Origin of the sequence: Burkholderia sp. BCC1999, from assembly GCF_905339975.1 — a bacterium.
In the GTDB taxonomy this organism is placed as follows: domain Bacteria; phylum Pseudomonadota; class Gammaproteobacteria; order Burkholderiales; family Burkholderiaceae; genus Burkholderia.
In genome coordinates this window covers 155,341-177,605 of record NZ_CAJPHP010000015.1, presented here as the reverse complement: position 1 = coordinate 177,605, position 22,265 = coordinate 155,341, and the positions used below count along the sequence as shown (strand labels likewise).

The window sequence follows — 22,265 nt, the reverse complement described above, 5'->3', positions numbered from 1 at the left end:
GGGGGGGGGGGGGGGGGGCGCCCCCCCCCCCCCCGGGGGGGGGGGGGGGGGGGGGGGGGGGGGGGGCCCCGGCGGGCCCCCCCACCCCCGAAACGTCGTCACTGATCGATCGGCGACGTGAGCGGCACGTGTTCGCCGGTCAGCCCGAATACGACGAGCTGCGCGGGCTCGGTCGCGCTCGCGTTGCGCGACACCTGGTGGCGCGAACCGGGCGCCTCGTACCAGCCTTCGCCGGCGCGGTAGCGGTGCAGCGGGCCGCCGTTCACCTGCGACAGCACTTCGCCTTTCGACACGACGGCAAACACCGAGCCGAGGTGATTGTGCGCTTCGGACGCCTGGCCGGGCGCATAGTTGACGGTCGCGATCACGACGAGCTTGCCGGGCGCTTCGGGCACGGCCTGCTGCATGATCGCGTGCACGTTGTCGCCGGCATCGTGCGCGCGGGCCGCGGCCGGCAGGGCGGCGCCGAGCATGAGCGCCGCGCACAGAACGGCGCGATGGAGCGGGGAGCGGATCATCGTCGCCTCCTTACTCGGGCATCTTGCGGAACGCGATCGCGAAGCGGTTCCATGTGTTGATCGTCGCGATCAGCATCGACAGGTCGAACAGCTCTTCGTCGGTGAAGTGCGGCTTCACGGCTTCCCAGACGGCGTCGGGCACGTGGTTGCCGGCCACCAGCGTCAGCGCCTCGGTCCATTCGAGCGCCGCGCGTTCGCGCTCGGTGAAGAACGGCGTTTCGCGCCACGTGACGACGGTCGCGAGACGGCGGTCGGTTTCGCCGCCCTTGCGTGCGTCGGTCGTGTGCATGTCGACGCAGAACGCGCAGCCGTTGATCTGCGACGCGCGCAGGCGGACGAGTTCGGCGAGCGGCTTCTCGATCGAGCTTTTCGCGATGAAGTCCTCGGCGTTGCGCATCACCTTGATGGCGTTCGGGCTGGCGGTATAGAAGTTCAGGCGCGGTTGCATGGCAGGTCCTTGTTCGGTTGGGTAGCGCCCGGGTGGCGCGACAGGACCCACTTTAAGACCTGGACTGGCCTGCTTGAATAACCAATTCCATGGAAATTCAGGTGACCAGTGGCGATCCACCGGCGATGCCTGAACCGAGCAGCCCGGCCAGTTTCGCGAGCGCCGTGTCGATGCGCAGCGCGTCGATCCCGCCATAGCCGAACAGCAGCCCCGCGCGGACCGGCACGCCGACATGGAACGCCGAGATTCCGTACAGGCCGATGTCCTGCGCACGCGCGGCGCGGACCAGCGCCGCTTCGTCGATCCCCGGTTTCAGGTGCGCGGCGAGGTGGATGCCGGCCGTCGGCACGATCGCGTCGAACCACGGCGCGAGTTCGCCGCGCAGGTGCGCGATCAGCATCTTGCGGCGCGCGTCGTAGTGCTTCTGCACGCGCTTCAGGTGCCGCGCGAAATCGCCTTCGAGCATGAAGCGTGCGAGCGCCGCCTGCGTCAGCGTGCAGGTGTGCCAGTCGACGATCTGCTTGGCCTTGGCCAGCGCGCCGCGCAGCGCGCGCGGCGGAATCGCGTAGCCGATCCGCAGTTCGGGAAAGATCGTCTTCGAGAACGTGCCGACGTACGCGACGAGGCCCGTGCGGTCGAGGCTCTTCAGCGATTCGACCGGCCGGCCTTCGAAGCGGAACTCGCCGTCGTAGTCGTCCTCGATGATCACCGCGCGGCGGCGCTGCGCCCATTCGAGCAGCGCGACGCGCCGGTCCAGCGTCATCGGCATCCCGAGCGGGAACTGGTGCGACGGTGTCACGTAGACGAGCCGGGCTTCGTCGGGCAGCCGTTCGGTGACGAGCCCGTGCGCATCGACCGGCACGCCGATCACCGTCGCGCCGAGCGACGCGAACGCGGCGCGCGCGGGCGGATAGCCGGGATCCTCGACCGCGACGACATCGCCCGGCCGCACGACGACGCGTGCGAGCAGGTCGAGCGCCTGTTGAGCGCCTTGCGTGACGAGCACGTCGTCCCAGCTGCACGCGACCGCGCGGCTGAACGCGACGTAGCGCGCGATCGCGCCGCGCAGCTGCGCGTCGCCGGCCGGGTCGTGGTACTGGCCGGGGCCGCGCGCCTGCTGGCGCAGCGCGTGGTGCAAGCAGCGCCGCCACGCGTCGAACGGGAACAGCGTCTTGTCGGTCACGCCGCCGCGGAAGTCGAAGCCCGGCGAATCCTGCGGCGTGGGCATCGCGAGCGCATCGGGCAGGTCGTTCCACAGCGCGCGTGCGTCGACTGCGTCGATGCGCGGCGTGCCGTCGACGATCGACGGCGCCGACATCGCCGCGGCGTGCGGCACGCGCGCGAGGCCGTCGGCGACGAACGTGCCGTCGCCCGCGCGCGTATTCAGATAACCCTCGGCGACGAGGCGCTCGAACGCGTCGAGCGTCGTTTTGCGCGACACGCCGAGCTGTTTCGCGAGATCGCGCGTCGACGGCAGCCGCGCGCCGCCTTCGAGACGCCCGTCGACGATCGCGGTGCGCAGCTGCCGGAAGATCTGCCCGGTCAGGTCGTGACGGCCTTCGATGCGGATCGCGATGTCCATCGTAGTGGTTACCTCGGTCTTGATGATCTGATGCCGATCAGGATACCGGAAGTCGACGGGCCGATCGGTGGGTTGCCGGCGTGAGCGTCGCCTTCGTCGCCCGATTGGACCGCAGCCCGCCGCTGCCTTACGATCCACGACAACCACATACCGGAGCGACCTCATGCTGTCCGAAGACGAACTGGCGTTGCTCGACGCGATCCGTGCCACCGGCAGCCTGTCGCGTGCGGCCGCGCGGCTCGGCAAGGCGCCTTCGACGGTGTCGCACGCGGCGCGCCAGCTCGAAACGCGGTTCGACGCACTGCTGTTCGACCGGCGTGGCTACCGGCTGCAGCTCACGCCGGCCGGACAGTTGCTGACCGACGAGGCGGCACGGCTGGCGCTGGACGTGGCGCGGCTCACGCAGCGCGTGCGGCAGGTCGCGAGCGGCTGGGAGGACCGGCTGTCGATCGTCAGCGACGAGGTGCTGGAGTTCGACACGCTGCTGCCGATCGTCCGCGCGTTCGACGCGCTCGATTCGGGTGTGTCGTTGCGCTTCACGCACGAAGTGCTCGGCGGCACCTGGGAAGCGTTGCGCGACGGCCGCGCGGACCTGGTGGTCGGCGCGACCAACGAGCCGCCGGCGATCCCTGGCTTCAAATGGTTCGAGCTTGGCGCGATGGAGTGGGTGTTCGCGGTGTCGCCGCGTCATCCGCTGGCATCCGCGAACGGTGTGCTGACGCGCGACGCGATCGGCGCGCATCGCGCGGTCGTCGTCGCCGATTCGTCCCGGCGCGCGGCCGGCCGTGCGTATGGGCTGCTCGGCGGGCAGGCCGTGCTCGCGGTGCCGTCGATGCGCGCGAAGATCCTCGCGCAGCGCGACGCGCTCGGCGTCGGCTGGGTGCCGCGCCGGCGCGTGACTTCGCTGCTGGCGCGCGGCGAACTGGTCGAGAAACAGACGGCCGATCCGCGCGAGCCGAACCTGCTTTACGTCGCGTGGCATGGCGACCGCGACGGCCGCGCGCTGCAATGGTGGCTGGAACAACTGCGCGAGCCGCGCCTCGCGCAGCGACTGCTCGACGGGATCGACGTGACCGGCTGAAAGCGGCCGTCCGAACATGTTCGATGTTTTCGAACGTGTTCGTCACGCCCGTCGTACGGCAAGGCCGAGCGCCGCGCGCATCCTGTGTTCACGGTCAACTCACCGGTTCACAGGAGAACATCATGCAACGCTTCGAAGGAAAAACGGTCCTCGTCACGGGCGGCAACAGCGGCATCGGCCTGGCGGCCGCCAGGGCATTCGCGGCCGAAGGCGCGCGGGTCATCATCACCGGGCGCGACGTCGAGACGCTGGAAGCTGCCCGGCAATCGCTCGGCGAAGGCGCGCTGGCGATCCGCAACGAGGCCGGCAGCGTCGCGTCAGCGCGCGCGCTGGCGGATGCGATCGCGACGGCCGGCGCAAGGCTCGACGCCGTGTTCATCAACGCGGGCGTCGCGAAGCTCGCGCCGTTCGCCGACAGCGACGAGGCCATGTGGGACCTCGTGTTCAACACCAACGTGAAAGGCGCGTATTTCCAGATCCAGTCGCTGGTGCCGCTGCTGAACCGCGGTGCGTCGATCGTGATCAACGGCTCGATCAACGCGCACATCGGGATGCCCGGCTCGTCGGTGTACGCGGCGAGCAAGGCGGCCGTCAATTCGTTCGCGAAGACGCTGTCGACGGAACTGCTGCCGCACGGCGTGCGCGTGAACGTCGTAAGCCCGGGGCCAGTGCAGACGCCGCTCTACGGCAAGCTCGGGCTCGATGCCGCGACGCTCGACGAGACGGCCGGCAAGATCAAGGGCCTCGTTCCGGTCGGCCGCTTCGGTACGCCGGAAGAAATCGCGTCGACGGTGCTGCACCTGAGCGCGGCGGAATCGGCGTTCATCGTCGGCGCGGAAATCATCGCGTCGGGCGGGATGGGCTTGCTCTGAGCCGTGGCACTGGCGGGGACCGTTACCGGGCGACGCGACGCCGGGCGGACGGTCCCCGTCGTCCGCGGGACGGCCCGCTGCGAGGCTAGCCGGCGCGGGAGCGGTGCGGGGCGCGATCGGCCACGGACGTTGCCGGGCCGCGTCCCGCGTCGCGGCGACGAAAAGGCCATGACGTCGGCAGGGACGAATGCCCATTCTCTAGACGACCGGTCTAATCCGGCGCTATCATCCGTCCTCATGAATGCGACGACGTATTCGGGCCCGGACAACCAAGACGCGAAAATGCCATTTCTCGCTGCGATGCTGTTCGGGCAGCGAGACGCCGTCGTTTTATTTGGCCCGTTTCTAGACGACTGGTCTAATAGGTGCGCGCGGCATTCGACGTAATGAATCGCACCTTGACGCGCCAGCGCTGACTAACCGACAGGCGTGCCGCGCCGGCTTACCCCGGTTGCGCGGCCCCGGTCCCCCGTCCATTTTTGAAGGAGTGTCCGATCATGAAGATTCTGGTTGTCCTGACCTCGCACGACACGCTCGGCGACACCGGCAAGAAAACCGGCTTCTGGCTCGAGGAACTGGCCGCGCCGTACTACACGTTCAAGGATGCGGGCGTCGAGCTGACGCTCGCATCGCCGAAGGGCGGCCAGCCGCCGCTCGACCCGAAAAGCAGCGATCCGGCCGCGCAGACCGATGCGACGCGCCGCTTCGAGGCGGACACGGCGGCCAAGGCCGAACTCGCGTCGACGCGCAAGCTGGCCGACGTATCGGTGGACGACTACGACGCCGTGTTCTACCCGGGTGGCCACGGCCCGCTGTGGGATCTCGCCGAGGATCTGCATTCGATCGGCCTGATCGAGCGTGCGCTCGCCGCGGGCAAGCCGGTCGCGACCGTCTGCCACGCGCCGGGTGTGCTGCGCCACGTGAAGAACCCGCAGACCGGCGAATCGGTCGTGCGAGGCAAGCGCGCGACAGGCTTCACCAACAGCGAGGAAGCGGCCGTCGAACTGACGGAAGTCGTGCCGTTCCTCGTCGAGGACATGTTGAAGACCAACGGCGCGGAATTCGAGCGCAGCGCCGACTGGGCGCCGCATGTCGTCACCGACGGGCTGCTGATCACGGGGCAGAACCCCGCGTCGTCGGAGCCGGCTGCCGAGGCCTTGCTCGCGAAGCTCGGCCGCCAGTAATGGCATGGCGCCGGCCGGGCCGGCGCCGCTCCCGCTCCGTCGCCGGGCATGACCGGCGACGGTCCCGATCGTTCCGCCGTGCGCATCGCGCGGCGAGTCCCCAGTCGTTTTGCAGAACCAAGCAAAGGAGTCGTGGATGTCTGCCCTGTTCGAACCGTTCAAACTCAAGGATGTCACGCTGCGCAACCGCATCGCGGTGCCGCCGATGTGCCAGTACGTCGCCGAAGACGGCGTCGTCAACGACTGGCATCACGTGCATCTGGCCGGCATCGCGCGCGGCGGTGCGGGCCTCGTGATCGCGGAGGCGACGGCCGTGTCGCCGGAAGGGCGCATCACGCCGGGCTGCGCCGGGTTGTGGAACGATGCGCAGGCCGAAGCGTTCGCGCCGTCGGTCGCGGCGATCAAGGCGGCCGGCGCGGTGCCCGGCATCCAGATCGCGCATGCAGGCCGCAAGGCGAGCGCGAACCGCCCATGGGAAGGCGACGACCATATCGCCGCCGGCGATCCGCACGGCTGGCAGACCATCGCACCGTCGGCCGTGCCGTTCGGCGCGCACCTGCCGAAGGTGCCGCATGAAATGACGCACGACGACATCGCCCGCGTGCAGGCCGATTTCGTCGCGTCGGCGAAGCGCGCACGCGACCTCGGCTTCGAATGGCTCGAACTGCACTTCGCGCACGGCTACCTCGGCCAGAGCTTCTTCTCGGTGCATTCGAACCACCGCACCGACGAGTACGGCGGCTCGGCCGAGAATCGCGGCCGCTTCCTCGTCGATACGCTCGCGGCCGTCCGCAAGGTCTGGCCCGAGCACCTGCCGCTGACCGCGCGTCTCGGCGTGATCGAATACGACGGCCGCGACGAAGAGACGCTCGCCGAGTCGATCGCGCTTACGCAGCGGATGAAGCAGGAAGGGCTCGACATGCTGAGCGTGTCGGTCGGCTTCTCGACGCCCACCGCGCAGATTCCGTGGGGCCCGGCGTTCCTCGCGCCGATCGCCGAGCGCGTGCGCCGCGAGGCCGGGCTGCCGGTGTCGTCCGCATGGGGGATCGACACGCCGCAACTGGCGAACCGCGTGGTGGCCGAAGAGCAGCTCGATCTCGTGATGGTCGGCCGCGCGCATCTGGCCGATCCGCACTGGCCGTATTACGCGGCCAAGCAGCTCGGCGTCGAGCGTCCGTCGTGGACGCTGCCCGCGCCGTACGCGCACTGGCTCGAGCGTTACCGGATCGCCGACAAGGTGGCCTGAGCGGCCGTGGCGACACGGCGCGCCGGCACGGCACGCGCATGATGCGCGCCGCCGATCCGGCGCCGATGGATAGAATGGCGGTTCGTGCAGGCCGGTTGCCTGCGCGAACCGCCATTTTTTTCATTTCGACAGAGGTGCCATGGGCGCACATGTCCCGTCGTCTCACGATTCCGCCGCACGGCCGCGCGCGCAGCAGATTGCCCGCATCGTGCTGTATGCGGCGCTGCTGGTGCTCGCGCTGTGGGTGATCCGCGACTTCATTCCCGCCATCGCATGGGCCTGCGTGATCGCCATCGCGATGTGGCCACTGCTCAAATGCTTCGAATCGCATCGGCTGTTCCGTGACCGTCCGACGCTCATCGCGACCGTCATCACGGCCGGGATCTCGCTGCTCGTCGTGCTGCCGATCGCCGTCGCGGCGACCCAGGCGATCGGGCAGGCGCACGACCTGCGCGAGTGGCTGAGGACGGTTCAGGACAACGGCATTCCGTTGCCAGACGTCGTCAGCCGGCTGCCTTACGGATCGACGCAGATCACCGCATGGTGGCAGGCCAATCTCGGTCATCCGCTGCATGCGTCCAGCGCGATGCACGGCGTGAACGGCGAGAAATTCCTCGCGTTCGGGCGGCAGTTCGGCACGAAACTCGCGCATGTGCTGCTCGAATTCGGCTTCATGCTCGTCACGCTGTTCGTGATCCTGCGCGCAGGCCACAAGCTGTCGGGCGCGTTGTTGCAGGGTGCGCGGCGCGCGTTCGGGCACAACGGCGCGGAACTGATCGACCGGATGGTCAAGGCCGTGTACGGCACGGTGACGGGGCTCGTCGTCGTCGGGCTCGGCGAGGGCGCGCTGCTCGGCATCGCATATGCGTTGGCCGGCGTTCCGCATGCGGCGCTGCTCGGCCTCGTCACGGCGATCGCCGCGATGCTGCCGTTCTGCGCGCCGATCGTGTTCTGCGGCGCGGCGCTGTGGCTGTTCGTGCAGGGCGCGACGATGTGGGCCGTGGTGGTGGCCGTGCTCGGGTTCATCGTCGTGTTCGTCGCCGAGCATTTCGTGCGGCCGGTGCTGATCGGCAGCTCGGCGCGGCTGCCGTTCCTGCTCGTGCTGTTCGGCATCCTCGGCGGCGCCGAGACGTTCGGCCTGATCGGGCTGTTCGTCGGTCCCGCGCTGATGACGGTGCTGACGATGCTGTGGGCCGAGTGGATCGCGTGACGACGCGCGCGGTTGCGCCGGTTCGAGGGTGCGGCGCAGCGGCATCGATGCGCGTACAAGCATGCGCCGGCCGCAACGATCCGGCTTGCGCGCGGGCATGCGATGCAGGGATTCGTATAAAGATCTCTACATTTCTTTTCGATCCGGACCCAAAGGTCTAGTAGCATGGGGCTTTCGATCACGCCGGCACGGCGCAGCAGATTTCCCCAAGCATGCGATTGATTTCGATGTCCCGACCCGCCGCGACGCTGTCCCTGGCCGCGAGCTGCCTGATGTTGCACGGCTGCGCGTGGTTCGACTCGTGGCTGCCGTTCTCGTATTCACGCACGCCGCTCGCGCGGGCCGCATCGCGGCATGGCGCAACGCGCGCCGACGTCGTCCGCGCCGGCGGCAACCCGCGCAGCGTGTGGATGGTCCGCAACGGCAGCGGCGTCTGCTACAACTACTTCATCGAGCACGGCAACGACCACCGCGAGTATTTCGTCGTGTTCGACAGGGCCGGCGTCGTCACGCAATACGGCTTCGATTCCTGCATGGACGCCGACCGCAAGGGCACGCTCCAGCCGGGCAAGGCCGCTTCGCGCTAGCGCAGCCGCATGGGCCGCGCCAGCCGGTGCCCGGGGGCGTTACGCGATCGTGTCGAGCACGCCGCCGTCCGCGCGTAGCGCGGCGCCCGTGGTCGCCGACGCCAGCGGCGAGCACACGTACACGACCAGGTTCGCGATTTCCTCGGGCAACGCCGGCCGCTGGATAATCGACGTCGCACGCTGCGTGCGGACGAAATCCACCGCGACGTCGTCGATGCTGCGGCCCGTTTCGTCGGCCTGCGCCTTCAGCATCGCCCGCACGCCTTCCGACATCGTCGGCCCCGGCAGCACCGAGTTGACGGTCACCTGGGTGCCGGCCGCGAGCTTGGCGAGGCCGCGCGCGATCGACAGCTGCGCGGTTTTCGTGAACCCGTAATGAATCATGTCGACCGGGATGTTCAGGCCCGATTCCGACGAAATGAACACGATGCGCCCGGCATTGCGTTCGATCATCCCCTTCAGGTAATGCCGCGCGAGCCGCACGCCGGACATCACGTTCATCTGGAAGTAATGTTCCCACTCGGCGTCGTCGATCTCGAAGAACGCCTTCAGCCCGTAGATGCCCGCATTGTTGACGAGGATGTCGGCCTCCGGCGTGTGCTGCGTGATGCGCGCGACGCCGGCCGCGTCGGACAGGTCGGCGGCGACGCCGTCGAAGCTCGCGCCGGGCACGGCCGCGCGCAATTGCGCGAGCGCCGACTGCACCGACGTGTCGCTGCGGCCGTTGACGACGACGCGCGCACCGGCGCGCGCGAGCCCTTCGGCGATCGCGAGCCCGATGCCGGCGGTGGAGGCGGTGACGACCGCGGTCTTGCCTTTCAGATCGATGTGCATGAGCGTGACGGGGGAGGAGTGAATGGAAGCCGCCGCGCGTGCCGCGGCGGACGGAATTCAAAGCTTAGGAGAATTTCGATCAACAGGCCATTCCGCGCGTGGGGCGGCGGCGTTGTGACGTACACGTTCCGGATGCGGACGTGAAGCGCAGGCAGTTCGTGAGTCGCACACGCGCGAGATCCCGGTCGGCTCAGGTGGACTGAGCACGAGGTCGGGATCTCGCGCGTCTGCTTCGCCCGCAGGGAACCAACCCGACGATGCGTTCGCAGGCTGCGATGGGAGCGTGCGTGCATCCGGTCCGAATGGATCGGCGCCACAGGCGACGCTGGCGGATTTCGCGCCTGCCGCCTGCCTGTCTCGCGACCCTTGCTCGCAGCCTTTGCGAAGCGCGGCAATGGCAGGCAAATATCAGGAGCACATGACGAACCAGTCCCACCAGTAGTATCCCAGCAGCTCCTGCGTGCTTCTTTCCAGCGTATAGAGTCCGAAGCAGGCGCCAAGCGTTTCTATCCCGCTCGTTCTCGCCTTGGCGCCAATGCTGACGAAAGTTTGCAACTTCGTCACCGGCGGCAGGCCGTCGGACGTTTCAGGGTTCAGTTGCACGGCCTTGACTTCAAGGAACTCCTGCGTAAACGGGTTGAAAACCTGCTGGCCGAAAAGGTGCGAAACCTGATAAACGAGCACGGCCTCGTCCGAGTTCCCGTACAGGGATACCGCCCTGAGTGAAACGGTGTCGCCCGGGACCAGCGTCAGACGTGATTCAGCGGCGCCATTTCCGAGCGCCTCACCTCGTGCCCCGGTGTAAAGCAGGTTGACGGCGCGATGATCGACGGCGGTCGGTCTCTCGGGCTGCTTGCTCGGATTCGGGTACCTCCTCTTGACGTATTCCGTGTCGATTACGGCCAGGATGTCGATCTGCTGCGCGCTCGGGTCGAGACTGATGCTTCCAGGATCGGCTGTCATACGTGGTGCCTCCATTCGGGCTTTGTCGCGGAAAGGGGGCGGCGCCCTGTCAGGCGCCGCGCAAGACCTGCTGGCTGCTGGCTCGAATCGCTTCCGTCCGGCTTCGGAGCGAGTGGCCGGGGCGCATGCTTCAACTGGCCGTGGCTTGCCAGGTCCAGAAGAAGTAGCCGAACAACGTCTTCTTGTTTTGATCCCGCGTATAAAGCGCAAAGCACGCGCCGAGGTTCTCGGATCCGGAAGCGTTTGCTACGGCGTTGAGGCTTTGAAACGCCTGGGATTGCGCCGAGATCGCAACGACATCGGGCGTCTCTGCGGCACTCGGTGCGTCGGCCTGTACGATGTTCTGCACGGCAAACTGGCTGAAGACCCGATCACCCGAGAAGTGCCGCACGTTGTAAATCACTGCCGAGTCGCCCGAGTTGTCGGACAGCGACGTCCCCATCAGGGACACGCTGTCGCGAACCTGCAGCTTCAGGCCCAGCGTGCCCGTTCCTTCCGAACTGCTCACGCCGGGCAGGCGGCTGCTGAGCATGAACGCGGCATTGCTGGAGATGGCCGTCGGATTGGATGCGTTCTTGCTTGGATTGGGATAATTTGTCTTTACGTAATGCGTGTCGATAACCGCAAGAATGTGAATGAATTGAGCGGCTTTTTCCAGGTTGATGTTATCCGGGTCGACTTTCATTGGAATGCCTCCGTGGTGGGTCAATTTCCCGTTCGATACGAATGACGCATCGGCGATGCGCTCTTTTAGTATCGTCAATTTATATTCGTCTTTGTACCTGTCAGCTTTGATGGGGGAGCTATTTTAATAGGGCGTATTTTGATTTTTTAGGGGCGGAAACTGCTTCTGGTCAAACGGGAAAGGCCGGGATTTCAGGTTCGCCCGGCGCAAGCCGGTGCAAGACCTTGAGATTGACGTGCCGGTGGTAATGGTGCCGCCCATTGATTACGGGTTCACTATCGTTCGTGGGCGGGACACGGGCGCGCTTCGATCGGTGTAATTGGTTGTAATTGATTTTCGTGGTTTTTGTACTAACGAAAATTCGATTATTACGTGTGGGTTCCGGTGATCGCCATCGTGTAATCGGGTGTAATTGATTGTTCCGCTCAAAATGACGATATTGACCGTGACGCACTAATGACGTGTCGTCGGATTTCAATTCCCAACGCTGAATGATTGGAGGTTAACCATGGCTTCCGAAGTCACCCTTGCATCAAGCGCGCAGGACATCAACATTCTCGTGGTTATCGACACGGAATGGGTCAAGAGAACCTACCCGAATCCGAGCCAGGTTCAGGGCAATCCGACGGGCATCGCTCACAATGGCCAGTTCATGATTTGCACCGGCGCGCGCGGCATCAAGGGGCAGGGTACGGCCGACCTGGAAATCACCGCCTACCCGCGCGACCGCGTCATGTTCACCGGCGTGTCGATCTACGACAACTCCGATGACGCCGTGATCATCTACGACATCAAGCACTACAAGGGTGACATGGTGTTCAACCAGTTCAACTGCAACACGGTCGTGCGCAACGGTGCGGTGGAACCCGATCCGGAATCGTCCAGCCGAAATGGCCTGCCGGCGAAGCAGAAACAGCTGACGTTCGCGACCTTCGACTCGTCGGTCAGGAACAGCGGCACCGAGTTCTTCGGCGTTTGCTTCGCGCTCTACAAGCTGGTCGGCGGGCAGAAGCAAGAGCTGTTCGGCTACTACTGGTGGGATCCGAAGATCTACGTTCCGGCCTGACCCCATCGGCTCGTGTCACGCACGGGGGCACGCAGGAGCCGTTTCACCGTACGCGTGAAATTCTCCGCCACGCGTGTCGACGCGTCGGCGGAGGCAGGATCGTGCCCACGAGAATTTTCGTGGGCACGATTCATGTTTGACGGTAGCGACTTCGATTTTTGCCGTTGCGAGTCCCGAAGGCCGGGCTCCGGTTGCGCGCCGCCTCACAGTCTTGTACGGTGAGCGTTCGCCGTCCGAACCGGGAGCCCGCCGCGTGAGCCGTACCGCCAACCGATCCATCGACCCATCGCCGTTCTGGCGCGACGCCGCGCTGCCGTTCATCGAGGCGCGCACAGTCGACGACGGACGAGAGATCTGCTACGCGAAGCACACGCACGATACGTTTTCGGTGGGGGCGATCGTCGGCGGCACGAGCACCTACGTGAACGGTGCGACGAACGCACACGTCGGGCGCGGCGTGCTCGTGATCATCGATCCGGAACAGGTGCATGCATGCAATCCGTACGGCCCCGATGCGTGGGCATACCGGATGGTCTATGTCGACGTGCCGTGGCTCGCGCGGCTGCAGCATTCGCTGGGTCGCGATCCGAACGGCGATTTTCACGGCTTTTCGCCGAAGTTGACGGAGCGGGGCGACCTGTTCGCGCAATTTGGCGGGTTCTATCGCACGCTCGTGTCGCCATCGGTCGATCCGCTGGGCAAGGAAAGCGCGGCGGTCGAATTCTTCACGCAACTGCATGGCGCGCTCGATCGCGAACCGTCCGCCCCGCGGCCGGGCGACGACAATACGAAGCTCGCGCGCGCGGCCGACTACATCGCCGCACATTGTCGCGACGGCGTGACGCTCGATGCGATCTGCGCGGCGGCCGACCTGTCGCCGTCGTATCTGATCCGTGCGTTCAACGCCCGCTACGGGATGACGCCGCATGCATTCCTGATCGATCGTCGCGTGCAGTACGGCCGCACCGAGCTGCGCCGCGGCCGGCCGATCGCCGAAGTCGCGCTCGACGCCGGCTTTGCCGACCAGGCCCATTTCCAGCGCGCTTTCCGGCGCATCGCGGCCGCGACGCCCGGACAGTACCGCAGCGCGATGCGCTGACCGGCAGCGTGGCTATACGTCGAGCAGGAACAACGCGCTGCCTGCCAGCAGCAGCGCCATCAGCCGGTTGAACATGCGCATGCGCCGCGCGTTCGCGAGCCGATGCCGCAGTGACGCGCCCGCATACGCCCAGCACGCGATCGACGCGAAGCAGATCACCAGATACAGCGCGGCGAATTGCCAGACCTGTGTGCGGTCGCCGTCGGCCGCATAGGCGCCCATTGCGGCCACGCACGCGAGCCATGCCTTCGGATTGAGCCACTGCATCGCCGCGCCGGCCGCCGCCGACGGGCCGGCCACGTCCGGGTCGGCCGACAGCCGGCCGTCGTCGAGCGCGAGCCGCAGCGCCATATACAGCAGGAACGCGATCCCCGACCACTGCGTGGCCGTCGTCAGCACGGGCCAGCGCGCGAGCGCCGCGTGCAGGCCGAGGCCGATCAGCAGAAAGAGCGCGACGAAGCCGAGCGTCGCGCCGGCCGCGTAGCGCAGGCTCGCGCCGAGGCCATGACGGGCGCCCGCGCTGAGCGCGACGATATTGACGGGACCGGGGGTGATCGACGAGGCCAGCGCGAACGCGGCCATCGAAACCAGCATGCTCATCAGGTGTCTCCATGCGAAATGTCGAAAGTCGCATCGAGACTACGGGAGCCGTTTCGGCCGGTATTGAAGAAAACTGCCCTCGGCGGCGTGCGGCCGCCGTCAGTGCAGCGCGCGCGGTGCGTGGGCCGGCTGCGACTCGGCCGGGCCGGTTACGTCGGCCACGCGCAGCGGTCCGCCCGCGCAGGGTTCCGTCGACACCGAAAAGCCGAACGTGTTGACGCCGCCCGAACACGCGACGAACACGCCGCCGCCGTGCATCTCGGCCACGGCCTTGACGATCGACAGCCCGAGCCCGTGGTTCTCCTTGCTGTTCGCGCGCGCCTCCTCGAGCCGGTAGAAGCGTTCGAACACGTGCGGGCGCTGCACCGGATCGATCGGCTCGCCGGGGTTCGACACGGCCATGTCGACGAGTGTGTCGCGGCGCGTGATCGTCACGTTTACCGTCGCGCCGGGCGCCGAATGCTGGATCGCGTTGATCAGCAGGTTCGTCATCGCGCGGCGGAACAGCGACGGATCGACGGCCGCGCGTGCGTCGCCGTGCAGTGCGGCATGCAGCTGCGCCTCGTCGAGCGGGATTTCGAGGAAATCGAGCATGCGCCGCACCTCGTCGGCAAGCGACACGTCCTTCAGGTCGGTCGCGCGCTCGCCGCGATCGCTGCGCGACAGGAACAGCATGTCGTTGATGATCACGCGCAGCCGTTCGAATTCCTCGAGATTCGACTGCAGCGTCTGGCGCATCCGGTCGACCGACTGGTCGCGGCTCGTCAGCGCGACCTGGGTCTGGCCGATCAGGATGCTGATCGGCGTGCGCAGCTCGTGCGCGACGTCCGCGTTGAACGCTTCGAGCCGCGCGTAGGTCTGCTGGATCCGTTCGAGCGCGCCGTTGAACGACGTCGCGAGGTCGCGCAGCTCGGTCGGCAGCGCATCGGTCTGCAACCGCTGGCGGCGGTTGGTCGCGCTCACGCTCGCCGCGTCCTGCGACAACCGGTCGAGCGGCGCGAGCCCGAAGCGCGCGACCGCGCGGCTCAGCAGCAGCGTGATGACGGTGGCCGTCGCGATCAGCGCGGCGAGCGTCCAGCCGAAGCGGCGCAGCATCCGCTGCGTGCGCTCGCACGACGTCGCGACCACCAGCTGCAGTGGCGGCCGTTCGCCGGCGCCGGCCAGCGAGACGGTCTTCGTCATCACCGCGTAGCTGCTGTCGTTGAGCTCGTAGCGCTGGAACGCGCCGAACGGCGGGTCGAGCGGCACGCCGTTGACGGGGCTGCCGAAGCGGAACGCCGGGTTGTCGCTGACGACCTGGTAGTGCGTCGAGCCGTCGGGCGACTCGAGATCGGCGAGCTTTTCCTGCATCAGGCGGCCGCGTGCGGCCGTGGTGGCATGCGACACGATCATCTCGGCAACCTTCGCCCGCGTGTCGATCGTCGCGCGCAACTCGGCGAACAGCTGGCGCTCCATCATCACGAACAGCCCGCAGCCGACCAGCGTGAACACGAGCAGCGACACGATGCCGAACATCGCCGACAGCCGCAGGACGATCGAGCGTTTCATGCCGTCCTCTCGGTGTCGCCGTCCTCGCGCGCCTCGAGCACGTAGCCCATCCCGCGGATCGTGTGCAGCAGCTTGTCCGCGAACGGGCCGTCGAGTTTCGCGCGCAGCCGCTTGATCGCCGTCTCGACGACGTTCGCGTTGCTGTCGAAGTTCACGTCCCACACGAGTTCGGCGATCGTCGTCTTCGACAGCACTTCGCCGCTGCGCCGCGCGAGCACGCCGAGCAGCTGGAACTCCTGCGCGGTCAGGTCGAGCCGCGTGCCGTCGCGGGTCGCACGGCGGCCGATCAGGTCGACGCGCAGGTCGCCGATCGAGATCAGTGTCGATTCCTGCACGCGCGCGCGGCGCGTCAGCGCGCGCAGCCGTTCGATCAGTTCGAGGAACGAGAAGGGCTTGGTCAGATAATCGTCGGCGCCGCCGCGCAGCCCGCGCACGCGATCGTCGACGCGGTCGCGCGCGGTCAGCATGATGACGGGCGTCTGCTTCTGCGCGCGCAACGCACGCAGCACGCCGAAGCCGTCGAGCTTCGGCAGCATCACGTCGAGCACGACCACGTCGTAGTCGAATTCGACGGCCTTCCACGCGCCGTCCTCGCCGTCGAGCGCGGTGTCGACGACCCAGCCTTCCTCGGTCAGGCCGCTCTTCAGGTATTCGACGACTTTCGGTTCGTCTTCGACGATCAGCACTTTCATGTTCGTATTCCGCGTAACCGGGTTAAGGGCCGATGCCAGCGGTGCGCTGCGGGCCGGCCGCTGCGACGTCGGACGGCGCGGCGCCGTTCGTCGCGGCGCCGTCCCAGCCGCCGCCGAGCGCCTTCGCGAGAAACACGACGAGCGCCGCACGCTGGCCCTGGATCTGCACGGCCTGGCGCTCGCTCGTCAACAGTTGCTGCTGGGCCGTCAGTACGTCGATGAACGGCGTCAGGCCGCCCGCGTAGCGGTCCTGCGCGAGCGACACGAGCTTGCGCGCGTCGTCGACGGCCGCCGATGCCTGCTGCGCGGCGTCGGCGAGGACCGACAGGCCCGTGACCGCATTTTGCACCTCCTGGAACGCGGTGAGCACCGTCTGCCGGTAGCTGGCCTGCGCGGCGACGTAGCCGGCCTGTGCGAAATCGACACCGGCCTTCAGCTTGCCGCCCTCGAACAGCGGCTGGCTGAGCGACCCGCCGACCGACCACAGCAGCGCCGGCACGCTGAACAGACTCGCGAAGCGCGTCGCATCCCAGCCGATGTCCGGCGACAGCGTGATGCGCGGGAAATATGCGGCGCGCGCAACGCCGATCTGCGCGTTCGCGGCCGCCATCGCGCGCTCGGCCGACGCGACGTCGGGGCGCCGCTGCAGCAGGTCGCTCGGCATGCCGGTCGGCAGCGCGGGCGCGTTGATCGGCACCACGCGCGGCGGCAGTGAGAATTCGGGGGCCGGCGTGCCGACCAGCGTCGCGATCGCGGTTTCGACCTGCGCGCGCTGCTGGACCAGCAGCTGCGCCTGCGTGCGCGTCGCGTCGAGCTGCGAGCGCTGCTGCAGCAGGTCGAGGCCCGACACCGCGCCGAGGTCGTGGCGTGCGCTCACGTAGTCGAGCGCCTTCTGCTGCAGGTCGATCGAACGTTTGACGACATCGATTTCGGTATCGAGCTCGCGCAGCGCGAAATAGCTCGACGCAAGGTCGGCCGTCAGCACGAGGCGGGCGTTCGCGAAATCGTCGCGCGCCTGCTCGGTGGTCGCCTGTGCCGATTCGACGCTGCGCCGCACGCGGCCGAACAGGTCGAGCTCGTAGCTGACGGCCGCACCGACCTGGACGTCGTTCTGCACGGTCGACATGCTTTGCGTCGCGTAGTTGGTCTGCGGCCGGTCGGCGGAGATCTTGAAACGCTGGCCGCTCGCGTTCAGGCCGACAGCCGGATATTGCGCGGATGCGACGGACGCGAGCGTCGCCTTCGCCTGGTCGTAGCGCGCGGCCACGGCCTTCAGGTTCTGGTTGTTGCGCAGCGCGTCGGTTTCCAGTGCGTCGAGTTGCGGATCGCCGAACGCGGTCCACCACGCGGGATCGAGCGGCGCGCGGGCCGGCGCGGCCGGGTGCCAGTACGCGTCGGCCGGGTCGAGCCGCCATGCGGCCGGCGTGTCGACGGCCGGGCGCTGGTAGTCCGGGCCGACGGCACAGCCGGCGAGGGCGGCTGCCGCGACGGCGGCGAGCGCGACGGGCCCCACGCGGATACGCATCGCGGTCACGGCTTCGCTCCCGAGGCGGCCGATGCCGGTTGCGCGGCCGGTGCCTGCACGACGACCTTGTCGCCGTTCGCAAGCGCGTCGCTCGGGTTCGCGACGAGGCGGTCGGCCGGCGTGAGCGGGCCGTCGACTTCGAGCGTCTGGCCGATCGTGCGCACGACCGTCACCTGCTTCAGATGGACCTGGCCGTTCGCATCGACGGTCGCGACCGTCGGGCCTTCGCCGCGGAACAGCAGCGTATTGGCCGGGACCTGCAGGCGGCCGACCGGCGTCATCGGCAGCGTGGCCTGCACGTAGGCGCCGGGCAGCAGCCGGCCGTCCGGGTTCGGCAGCGTGATCTCGATCTGCAGCGAGCGCGTCGCGACGTCGATCGCCTCGGACGTGCGCGTGATCGTGCCGTCGAACGTCTTGCCCGGCAGTTCGGCCTGCGCGACGCTCACGTGCTGGCCGACCTTCACCTGCTGCGCGTACGCCTGCGGCACCTGCACGTAGAGGCGCAGCCGGTCGGCCTGCACGACCGTGAACAGCGAGCGGCCCGCGTTGCCCGAGTTGACGAGATCGCCGACGTCGACGTTGCGCTGCGTGACGATCCCGTCGATCGGCGCGACGATCCGCTGGAAACCTTTCAGCTCGGTGAGCCGGCGCATGTTCGCATCGGCCGCGGCGAGGTTCGCGCTGCCCTGGTTGAACGCGCCTTGCCGGTCGTCGAGTTCCTGCTGCGACACGGCATCGCGCTGGCGCAGCTGCTGCGCGCGGTCGAACGACGTCTTCGCGAGCGCGAGTGCGGCCTGCGCCTGCTGGCGTTGCGCGGTGGCCTGCGCGAGTTCCTGGTTCAGCTCGGGTGTATCGAGTTCGGCGAGCGTCTGCCCTTGCTTCACGTGCGCGCCGATGTCGGCCTGCCAGCGCAGCACATAGCCGCTCGCCCGCGCGTAGATGGGCGCCTCGACGAAGCCGCGCAGCGTGCCGGGCAGCGTCAGCTTGCCGCCGGTGGCCGCGTCGACCGGATGCACGACGTTCACGTACTGGCGCGTGTTCTGCTCGGCGACCGCATCGAGCCGGTTGCTGTTCAGCTCGTTGACGACGATCGTGCGCGCGGCGCCGGCGGCCAGCAGCACGCCGATCACGATCAGGACGATGCGCCCGCGCCGCGATACCGACGTGCGCGTCGGCAGGTGCATGCCGTGTTCGTCCACCTGGATGCCGACGGAGCTGTGATGTTTCTCTTCCATGAATTCAACCAATTCAACCGGGTAGTGGGGCGAAAGTCAGTGTCCAGCCTGGCGCGCGCGCCGGCGGGCCAGCCGCGCATGCACGCCGCCGAACACGAGCGGCACGAACAGCAACGTCGAAACGGTCGCGAACAGCAGCCCGCCGATCACCGCGCGGCCGAGCGGCGCATTCTGCTCGGCGCCTTCGCCGAGACCGAGCGCCATCGGCACCATCCCGATGATCATCGCGAGCGCGGTCATCAGCACCGGCCGGATCCGCGTCGCGCCGGCCTCCAGCGCGGCGGTGAGCGGCGGCGCGCCGGCCGCGAGACGCTGGCGCGCGAACGACACGACCAGAATGCTGTTCGCGGTCGCGACACCCACCGTCATGATCGCGCCCGTCAGCGCGGGCACGCTCAGGTGCGTGCCGGTGATGAACAGCATCCACGCGATGCCGGCGAGCGCGGCCGGCATCGCGCTGATGATGATCAGCGGGTCGAGCCACGACTGGAAATTGACGACGATCAGCAGGTAGACGAGCACGATCGCCATCGCGACACCCGCGCCGAGGCCGATATACGACGTGCGCATCGTCTCGACCTGGCCGCGCACCGTCAGGTCGGTGCCGCGCGGCAGCGTGGCGCGCGCGTCGGACACGATGCGGTCGATCTCGCCGGCGACCGAGCCGAGGTCGCGGCCTTCGACGCTCACGTACACGTCGATCGCCGGGCGGATGTTGTAGTGCGTGATCACGGCCGGGTTCGCGGTGCTGCGCACCTGCACGAGGTTGCCGAGCAGTTGCAGCGGCATGCCCGTGCGGCCGCTCGCCGAGATCGGCGTGCCGAGCAGGTCGTCGACCGACGCGATGTTGTATTGCGGGGTCTGGATCTGCAGCGGGTACTGCACGCCGGTGCGCGGGTTGATCCAGAACGACGGCGTCGTCTGCGAACTGCCGGACAGCGAGATCAGCATGTTCTGCGCGACGTTCTGCGCGGAGAGGTTGAGCTGCTGCATGCGCGTACGATCCATGTCGGCCAGCAGGGTCGGCTCGTCGTTGCGTTGCAGCACGTGCACGTCGACGGCGCCGGGGATTTGCCTGAACTTTTTCATCAGGCTGCTCGCGATAGTCATGTTACTCGCGAGATCGTTGCCGAGCACCTGCACGTCGATCGCGGCCGGCTGACCGAAGTTGAGGATCTGCGTGATGATGTCCGACGGCTGGAAGAAGAACTCGACGCCCGGGAAGCGCTCGGGCAGCAGCGTGCGCAGCGTCTGCACGTAATGCTGGGTCGCGCGGTGGCCGGGCTTCAGCGCGATCAGCAACTCGCCGTCGAGCGTGCCGATCGTGCCGGCGTTGCTGTACGACAGGTTGATGCCGCTCACTGGCAGGCCGAGGTTGTCGACGATCGCGCCGAGCTCGTCGGGCGGCACGGTTTCGCGGATCACGCGCTCGACCTGGTCGGCGAGGCGCGCGGTTTCCTCGATCCGGTAGCCGGTGGGCGCGCGCATGTGCAGCCGGATGTTGCCGGAATCGGCGTTCGGGAAGAAGTCGCGGCCGAGCACGAATACCAGGCCCGTCGACAGCACGCAGAAGCCGAGGAAGCACATCGCGTAGAAGCGGCGGCGCACGAGCAGGATGCTCAGCAACACGATGTACCACGCACGCAGCCGTTCGAACGCGAGGTTGAACGCGTGATGGATGCGCGCGAAGCGCGACGTCGAATGGTCGGGGCCGGTGCTGGCCTGCTGCGGGCGGAACAGCAGCATCGCGAGCGTCGGCACCAGCGTGCGCGACAGCACGTACGACGCGAGCATCGCGAACACGACGGCTTCCGCGAGCGGCACGAACAGGAAGCGCGCGACGCCGGTCAGGAAGAACATCGGCACGAACACGATACAGATGCACAGCGTCGAGACGAACGCGGGCACCGCGATTTCGCCCGCGCCTTCGAGGATCGCGTCGTGCAGGTTGGTGCCGAGATGCAGGTGCCGCTCGATGTTCTCGATCGTGACGGTCGCGTCGTCGACCAGGATCCCGACCGCGAGCGCGAGCCCGCCGAGCGTCATGATGTTGATGGTCTCGCCGAGCGCGGACAGCGCGATCAGCGACGTGAAGATCGACAGCGGAATCGAGATCGCGATGATCAGCGTGCTGCGCCAGTTGCCGAGGAACAGCAGGATCATCATCGCGGTCAGCACGGCGGCGATCAGCGCCTCGTGGATCACGCCCTGGACGGCCGCATTGACGAACACCGACTGGTCGAACAACGGCGTGATCGTGAGCCCCTCGGGCAGCGTCGGGATCACCTTCGGCAGCAGCGACTTCAGGTCCGACACGACCTTGAGCGTCGACGCGTCGCCGCTTTTCAGGATCGAGATCAGCACGCCGCGCTGGCCGTTCTGCCGCACGACGTTGGTCTGCGGCGCGAAGCCGTCGCGCACCGCCGCCACTTCGCGCAGGTAGGTCGTCGCGCCGTTGACGGTCTGGACCGGCAGGTTGTTGATGTCGGCGACGGTATCGGCCGACGCGTTGGTGTCGATCCGGTATTCGGTCTGGCCCATCTTCGCGGTGCCGGTCGGCAGCACGAGGTTCTGCGCGTTGACCGCGTTGACGATGTCGGCCGGCGTGAGGCCCTTCGCGAGCAGCGCTTGCGGATCGAGGTCGATCGCGACCACACGCGTGCGGCCGCCGTACGGGAACGGGATCTGCACGCCCGGCACCGTGATCAGCTGCGGGCGCAGGAAGTTGAGCGCGATGTCGGCGAGCGACTGTTCGCTGAGCGTCTTGCTCGACAGCCCGAGCTGGATCACCGGGATGCTCGAGGCTGAATAGGTGATCACGAGCGGCGGTGTCGCGCCCTGCGGCATCTGCCGCACGATCGCCTGCGCGGAGGAGACCGTCTGCGCGATCGCCGTCTGCACGTTCGCGCCCGGTTGCAGGAACACCTTCACGACGGCGATGCCGGGCAGCGACGTCGATTCGACGTGCTGGATGTTGTTGACGGTCGTCGTCAGGATCCGTTCATGGACGGAGGTGATCCGGTTGGTCATCTCCGTCGCGGAGAAGCCGCTGTAATTCCAGATCACGCTGATGACGGGGATGTTGATCGCGGGCAGCACGTCGACCGGTGTGCGCATCAGCGCAAGCGGCGTGGCCAGCACGATCATGATGGCCATGACGATGAACGTGTAGGGGCGCTTGAGCGCGAGATTGACGATCCACATGGAGGCAGCGGGACAGGCGGTGATCAGGCGTCGGTGAAGGGAACCCGAATGATAGGCGTCGACGTGGAACGGGTTACTGTCGCGAA

Annotated in this window: 20 protein-coding genes; 8 read left to right on the top strand and 12 right to left on the bottom strand. The window is 67.5% G+C overall.

Annotated features, from left to right (window positions below; all coding sequences use genetic code 11):
* Positions 1–98 precede the first annotated feature (98 nt).
* From U5809_RS22735 to U5809_RS22725, 3 genes are all read right to left on the bottom strand, one after another.
* Entirely contained in the window at positions 99–518 is a 420-nt protein-coding gene (locus U5809_RS22735) for a cupin domain-containing protein (protein WP_322088209.1), read from the bottom strand.
* A gap of 10 nt (positions 519–528) precedes the next feature.
* The gene (locus U5809_RS22730) at positions 529–966 is read right to left on the bottom strand and encodes a carboxymuconolactone decarboxylase family protein (protein ID WP_176045270.1); all 438 of its coding nucleotides are present in this window, start codon (positions 964–966) and stop codon (positions 529–531) included.
* 97 nt (positions 967–1,063) lie between these two features.
* Entirely contained in the window at positions 1,064–2,548 is a 1,485-nt protein-coding gene (locus U5809_RS22725) for a PLP-dependent aminotransferase family protein (protein WP_322088208.1), read from the bottom strand.
* Positions 2,549–2,711: 163 nt separating this feature from the next.
* Between U5809_RS22725 and U5809_RS22720 the strand changes: the two genes are divergently transcribed.
* The 6 genes from U5809_RS22720 to U5809_RS22695 all read left to right on the top strand — a co-directional run bounded on the left by U5809_RS22720 (position 2,712) and on the right by U5809_RS22695 (position 8,728).
* Positions 2,712–3,629, top strand: a complete 918-nt coding sequence (locus U5809_RS22720) for a LysR family transcriptional regulator (RefSeq protein ID WP_322088207.1) — start codon at positions 2,712–2,714, stop codon at positions 3,627–3,629.
* A gap of 122 nt (positions 3,630–3,751) precedes the next feature.
* Positions 3,752–4,501, top strand: coding sequence for an SDR family oxidoreductase (locus U5809_RS22715; RefSeq protein ID WP_282510163.1), 750 nt, complete (start codon positions 3,752–3,754; stop codon positions 4,499–4,501).
* A gap of 497 nt (positions 4,502–4,998) precedes the next feature.
* Positions 4,999–5,685: a type 1 glutamine amidotransferase domain-containing protein gene (locus tag U5809_RS22710; RefSeq protein WP_322088206.1), complete on the top strand. Its 687-nt coding sequence runs from the start codon at positions 4,999–5,001 to the stop codon at positions 5,683–5,685.
* Between the two features lie 136 nt (positions 5,686–5,821).
* Positions 5,822–6,931, top strand: coding sequence for an NADH:flavin oxidoreductase/NADH oxidase (locus tag U5809_RS22705; RefSeq protein ID WP_322088205.1), 1,110 nt, complete (start codon positions 5,822–5,824; stop codon positions 6,929–6,931).
* Positions 6,932–7,070: 139 nt separating this feature from the next.
* Positions 7,071–8,141: an AI-2E family transporter gene (locus U5809_RS22700; RefSeq protein ID WP_322088204.1), complete on the top strand. Its 1,071-nt coding sequence runs from the start codon at positions 7,071–7,073 to the stop codon at positions 8,139–8,141.
* Between the two features lie 212 nt (positions 8,142–8,353).
* Positions 8,354–8,728: a hypothetical protein gene (locus U5809_RS22695; protein WP_176045279.1), complete on the top strand. Its 375-nt coding sequence runs from the start codon at positions 8,354–8,356 to the stop codon at positions 8,726–8,728.
* A 39-nt stretch (positions 8,729–8,767) separates the two neighbouring features.
* Here U5809_RS22695 and U5809_RS22690 read toward each other — a convergent pair whose 3' ends face one another.
* From U5809_RS22690 to U5809_RS22680, 3 genes are all read right to left on the bottom strand, one after another.
* Positions 8,768–9,562 (bottom strand): SDR family NAD(P)-dependent oxidoreductase, encoded by a 795-nt coding sequence (locus tag U5809_RS22690; RefSeq protein WP_282510154.1) that lies wholly within the window; start codon positions 9,560–9,562, stop codon positions 8,768–8,770.
* Between the two features lie 408 nt (positions 9,563–9,970).
* Positions 9,971–10,525, bottom strand: a complete 555-nt coding sequence (locus tag U5809_RS22685; RefSeq protein ID WP_322088203.1) for an inclusion body family protein — start codon at positions 10,523–10,525, stop codon at positions 9,971–9,973.
* Positions 10,526–10,655: 130 nt separating this feature from the next.
* A complete protein-coding gene (locus U5809_RS22680; RefSeq protein WP_322088202.1) occupies positions 10,656–11,210 on the bottom strand; it encodes an AidA/PixA family protein in 555 nt (184 codons plus the stop codon).
* Positions 11,211–11,718: 508 nt separating this feature from the next.
* Between U5809_RS22680 and U5809_RS22675 the strand changes: the two genes are divergently transcribed.
* A complete protein-coding gene (locus tag U5809_RS22675) occupies positions 11,719–12,276 on the top strand; it encodes an inclusion body family protein (protein WP_322088201.1) in 558 nt (185 codons plus the stop codon).
* Between the two features lie 253 nt (positions 12,277–12,529).
* Complete coding sequence (locus U5809_RS22670) at positions 12,530–13,375, top strand: AraC family transcriptional regulator (protein ID WP_322088200.1); 846 nt, start codon at positions 12,530–12,532, stop codon at positions 13,373–13,375.
* 12 nt (positions 13,376–13,387) lie between these two features.
* Here the strand turns inward: U5809_RS22670 and U5809_RS22665 are convergent, their stop codons facing one another.
* The 6 genes from U5809_RS22665 to U5809_RS22640 all read right to left on the bottom strand — a co-directional run bounded on the left by U5809_RS22665 (position 13,388) and on the right by U5809_RS22640 (position 22,179).
* Positions 13,388–13,975, bottom strand: coding sequence for a LysE family translocator (locus tag U5809_RS22665; protein WP_282510144.1), 588 nt, complete (start codon positions 13,973–13,975; stop codon positions 13,388–13,390).
* Positions 13,976–14,074: 99 nt separating this feature from the next.
* Positions 14,075–15,523, bottom strand: a complete 1,449-nt coding sequence (locus U5809_RS22660; protein ID WP_322088199.1) for a heavy metal sensor histidine kinase — start codon at positions 15,521–15,523, stop codon at positions 14,075–14,077.
* Complete coding sequence (locus tag U5809_RS22655; protein ID WP_176045284.1) at positions 15,520–16,215, bottom strand: heavy metal response regulator transcription factor; 696 nt, start codon at positions 16,213–16,215, stop codon at positions 15,520–15,522. The genes U5809_RS22660 and U5809_RS22655 overlap by 4 nt, the downstream gene beginning before the upstream one ends.
* Positions 16,216–16,237: 22 nt before the next feature.
* The gene (locus tag U5809_RS22650; protein WP_322088213.1) at positions 16,238–17,740 is read right to left on the bottom strand and encodes an efflux transporter outer membrane subunit; all 1,503 of its coding nucleotides are present in this window, start codon (positions 17,738–17,740) and stop codon (positions 16,238–16,240) included.
* Positions 17,741–17,745: 5 nt separating this feature from the next.
* Positions 17,746–18,975, bottom strand: a complete 1,230-nt coding sequence (locus U5809_RS22645) for an efflux RND transporter periplasmic adaptor subunit (RefSeq protein WP_322088198.1) — start codon at positions 18,973–18,975, stop codon at positions 17,746–17,748.
* Between the two features lie 36 nt (positions 18,976–19,011).
* Positions 19,012–22,179 carry an efflux RND transporter permease subunit gene (locus U5809_RS22640; RefSeq protein ID WP_322088197.1) on the bottom strand — a complete coding sequence of 1,056 codons (3,168 nt, stop codon included), beginning with the start codon at positions 22,177–22,179 and terminating at the stop codon, positions 19,012–19,014.
* Between the last annotated feature and the right edge of the window lie 86 nt (positions 22,180–22,265).